The 4,005-nt window shown below is 60.6% G+C and carries 3 protein-coding genes; 2 read left to right on the forward strand and 1 reads right to left on the reverse strand.

The window, feature by feature from the left end; genetic code table 11:
• The coding region (locus L979_RS13795) for a YoaK family protein (protein WP_047692832.1) at positions 1 to 750 on the reverse strand (750 nt) is incomplete at its 3' end.
• Between the two features lie 623 nt (positions 751 to 1,373).
• Between L979_RS13795 and L979_RS13800 the strand changes: the two genes are divergently transcribed.
• A complete protein-coding gene (locus L979_RS13800) occupies positions 1,374 to 2,855 on the forward strand; it encodes a class I SAM-dependent methyltransferase (protein ID WP_047692836.1) in 1,482 nt (493 codons plus the stop codon).
• Positions 2,852 to 3,811, forward strand: a complete 960-nt coding sequence (locus tag L979_RS13805) for a BsuBI/PstI family type II restriction endonuclease (protein WP_047692834.1) — start codon at positions 2,852 to 2,854, stop codon at positions 3,809 to 3,811. Before L979_RS13800 ends, L979_RS13805 begins: the two co-directional genes overlap by 4 nt.
• Positions 3,812 to 4,005 lie beyond the last annotated feature (194 nt).

Below are 4,005 nucleotides of genomic sequence, written 5' to 3' on the forward strand. Positions count from 1 at the left end.
CCCGGTGCCGGGCCCGGCAAAGTCGCGCGCGATCGGCGGCAGGGATGCGGTCAGGATCAGGGCGGCGCCGAAGACCAGGGCGCCGAAGCCCATTCCCCAGTAACCCAGCGTGCCCACGATCCCGCCGAGGAAGAACAGGCCCACGAGCACAGTGAGCACCCGCAGCTTCTCCCGATCACCGCGCACTGGGGCGGCGTCCCGGCTGCGGTAGGGGATGCGGTCGAGCTCCACGGCGATATCGGTCACCATCCCCGTGACGTGGGTGGTTCGCACCGGGAAGTCGCGGATCTTGGTGATCAGGGCGTTCTGCAGGCCCATGGTGAAGCACAGCGGCGCCACGAGCACCAGCTCCGTCTCAGGGCCCTCGAATCGCCCGGCCAGCAGACCGGTCACGAGCATCAGTACGCCCTCCAGTGCCAGGACGTTGGCGTAGCGGCTCGAGAGCCGTCGTCGTCGGCCCCAGGTGAAGACCACGGTGCACATGATCGCCCCGACGATGAATGAGGACACGGCCAGGGCCGCCGCCAGCACCAGGCGCCAGTCGCCGGTCATGAAGTGATCGGCGCCCGAGGCCGTCATCCCGGTCATGTGCGACGTGTAGAGACCCACGGCCACGAAGCCGACGGAGTTCAGAGCCCCGGCGATGACCACCAGCAGGTAGGCCAGGTGCCGGTCGAAGAGCGGGGTTCGGCGGGGGCCGGAGAGTAGCTGGGCGTAGCGGTAGATCTGGCGGGGAGCGCGGGGGAGCATCTCGGTACTATAGGCAGGCGCGTGTGAACGGCGGATGCAACGCAGGTAGGGATCCGCCGGGAGTCCGCTCAGTTCATCAGTCGATTCTCATCTGGGCGCGCACCGGTGCAGGGTGGGGCCGCAGAGCTGCTCAGCGCCGCAGGATCATGGGGGTGTGCGTGATGCCGGCTTCCAGGAAGGGCGCCTCGTCGCGTAGGAGACACGCCCTAGCCGATCAGGCCGCGAGATGAGCACGTGGTGGCTCGCGTTCGGCGGTGACCTCCGTCCAGACGGCACGAGCGGGTTGCCCTGTGGACGTGAGCCGGCGACACCTTGTGTCGGCGGGACTGATAATCCATGGGTCGTGGGTTCGAGCCCCACAGGGCCCACCCAAGTTGCTTCACGAAAATTACGTCATCAATCAGTGTCCGCAGCTAGCTGCATTGGGTCGCCGTATTCGCCGCACGGGTCGGCGAGGTCGCATGTGAAGGTGGCGAGCGGCCCAGCAAGCGCAGTGCGCAGCCGCTAGGCGTGATCGGAACCGCCCCGCCGGAGACGATGCGTCGGCTGAGAGCGATGACCGACTAGTGAACGTCGCGGCGCGCTGCCCTTTCGTTGTCAGTGGCCTCGGTTATGGTGACAAGATGTTGGCGACAGACCTCCTGCGTATCGCCGAGGTCGGGCGAGTCGCCGCCCTCGGCGGACTTGATGCGCGCACACAGAGCCAATTGGGACAATTCTTTACCCCCGCGGCTGCGGCTCGACTCATCTCGTCCATGCCAAGCCTGCCCTCAAGTGGCACGCTTCGCGTTCTTGATCCTGGAGCTGGATCCGGCATTTTGACTGCTGCATTGGTGAGTCGAGTGCTCGCTGAGCGACCCGAATTGTCCCTAGAGATCGTCGCAGTTGAACGCGATCCGGCCCTACTACCCCACCTTCGAGCGACCCTTGACGAGTGTGAGCGGGTTGGGGATGGTCAAGTCATGGCCGAGATCGTCCAAGCAGACTTCATCCTCGATTCCACGGGGTTGGAGTCGTCACTCAATCTGGACGCACAGTTCGATCTAGTGATCGAGAATCCACCTTACGGAAAGCTGCCGGTGTCAAGCACACACCGAGTTGCCATGCGTGCCTCTGGAGTCGATGCTCCGAATCTCTACGCTGCGTTCCTCGCCCTGTCTGTCGCAGCCCTACGGCCTGGTGGTCAGGTTGTTGCGATCACACCAAGGTCATTCTTCAATGGACCGTACTTTGGAGAGTTTCGCTCCCATCTGCTCGACTCGATCGCGCTTGACCGGGTACACGTATTCGACTCCCGCTCTACCGTTTTCGCCGACACAGGAGTGCTTCAGGAAAACGTCATCTTCTCTGGAACCCGTGGGGCTGCTCCGGGTGTTGTCGAGCTTTCTGTGAGTCGCGACCACACCGATGACGTCGTCTCACGAGTCGTACCCTACGACGATGTCGTCTATCCAGACGACCCCAACCGATTTATTAGACTTGCAACAGATGCAGATGACACCAGGGTCGCTGAACTAGTGCTGTCTCAACCATGCACTTTGCTTGATATTGGAATTCAAGTCTCGACCGGGCGAGTAGTGGATTTCCGCTCACGTCACGCCCTTAGCAGCGTAAAACTGGCTGAATCGGTTCCGCTTATCTATCCCGGCAACCTCCGTGATGGCCGAGTGGCATGGCCCCGGGCGATCCGCAAGCCCCAGTGGTTCCAACCCAGCAACGACAAGGATCGGGCGATGATCCTGCCCGAGGGCTGGTATACCGTCGTAAAGCGATTCAGCGCAAAGGAGGAGCGCCGACGTATTGTTGCCTCTGTCTGGTCGCCCATTGAAAACCCAGGTGAAGTGGCATTTGAGAATCACCTCAACGTGTTCCATTTCGGGGGTTGTGGGCTGGATCAAGACCTCGCCCAGGGTGTCGCAGTCTGGCTGAACTCATCCGTGATTGACAAGTTCTTTCGCACTTTCTCGGGCCATACGCAGGTCAATGCCACCGATCTGCGAACTCTACGGTTTCCTTCCGTCGAGACCCTGCGTTACCTTGGAAGCAACGCAGTCACCTCTCAGGTCGAGGTTGACTCCCTCGTAAAGGAGTTCGTCGAAAAATGAGTGAGCTGACCGACGCCGCCCACGAGCAAGTGGAAGATGCCCGCATCATTCTAGAAACGCTAGGCATGGACGCCGAGCGCAGTAATGAACGCTCCGCCCTCGTGCTCCTGGCGCTCCTGCGTCTCGCACCTGCGGATGCGTGGGCAGATGCGGCTAACCCGATGCTCGGCACACGGGCCATCATGAACTTCATTCGCGACGAGTACGACAAGGACTACGCCCCGAACACTCGTGAGACCGTCCGAAGGTTCACACTGCACCAGTTTGTGGAAGCACAACTTGTTGTGCAGAATCCGGACGAGCCCCGACGTCCCGTGAACTCGCCCAAGTGGAATTATCAAGTTACAGCTGAGGCTCTGGATGTGTTACGCGCCTACGGCACCGACGGCTGGCAATCCAGAATCGACCGATACCTTTCCGAGCTTCCCGGACTAAAGGCGCGCTATGCGGCTGCCCGCGAGATGGAACGCATTCCGTTGACACTTCCCGACGGGTCGATCTTCACTCTGACGCCCGGTGGGCAGAACGTCTTGCTTAAGGCGATGATTGAAGACTTCTGCCCTCGCTTCACGCCTGGTGGGCAAGTGCTTTACATTGGCGATGCCGGTGACAAGTGGGCACTCTTCGAACGAGAAACCCTGTCTTCGCTAAAGGTTGAAGTCGACCAGCACGGCAAGATGCCCGACCTAGTTACGTACCTGCCCGACCGTAACTGGCTCGTGCTTCTGGAAGCAGCCAGCTCGCACGGCCCGGTCGACTCTAAACGCCAGGCTGAACTTAGCAACTTGTTCTCACAGTCGACGGCAGGCCTTGTTTACGTCTCTTGCTTCCCTGATCGGGCAGAGTTTCGGAAGTACGTCGACAAGATCGCTTGGGAGTCCGAGGTTTGGTGCGCTGACCATCCCACGCACATGATTCATTACAACGGCGAGCGCTTCCTCGGGCCTTACGAATAGAACACCTCCGTGATTCGTGCACGCGTCGGATATAATTCCACGCACACGGCGCGGAACCGAAACTCAATTCTTTTGCAGCGACTTCGATACAATAAATATGTTGGAGTCAGCGCCCCGCCGAGAGCTGGGGTCACTAGTAGGAGTTTATTGGCTCATCATGATCCAGGGTGTAGTTGGGGTCTGAACCCGCCGGT

Origin of the sequence: Kocuria sp. ZOR0020 (assembly GCF_000800955.1) — a bacterium.
In the GTDB taxonomy this organism is placed as follows: domain Bacteria; phylum Actinomycetota; class Actinomycetes; order Actinomycetales; family Micrococcaceae; genus Kocuria; species Kocuria subflava.

Coding starts and splice junctions, on each gene's coding strand:
- L979_RS13800 (WP_047692836.1), top strand. CDS start 1,374: ATGTTGGCGACAGACCTCCTGCGTATCGCCGAGGTCGGGCGAGTCGCC.
- L979_RS13805 (WP_047692834.1), top strand. CDS start 2,852: ATGAGTGAGCTGACCGACGCCGCCCACGAGCAAGTGGAAGATGCCCGC.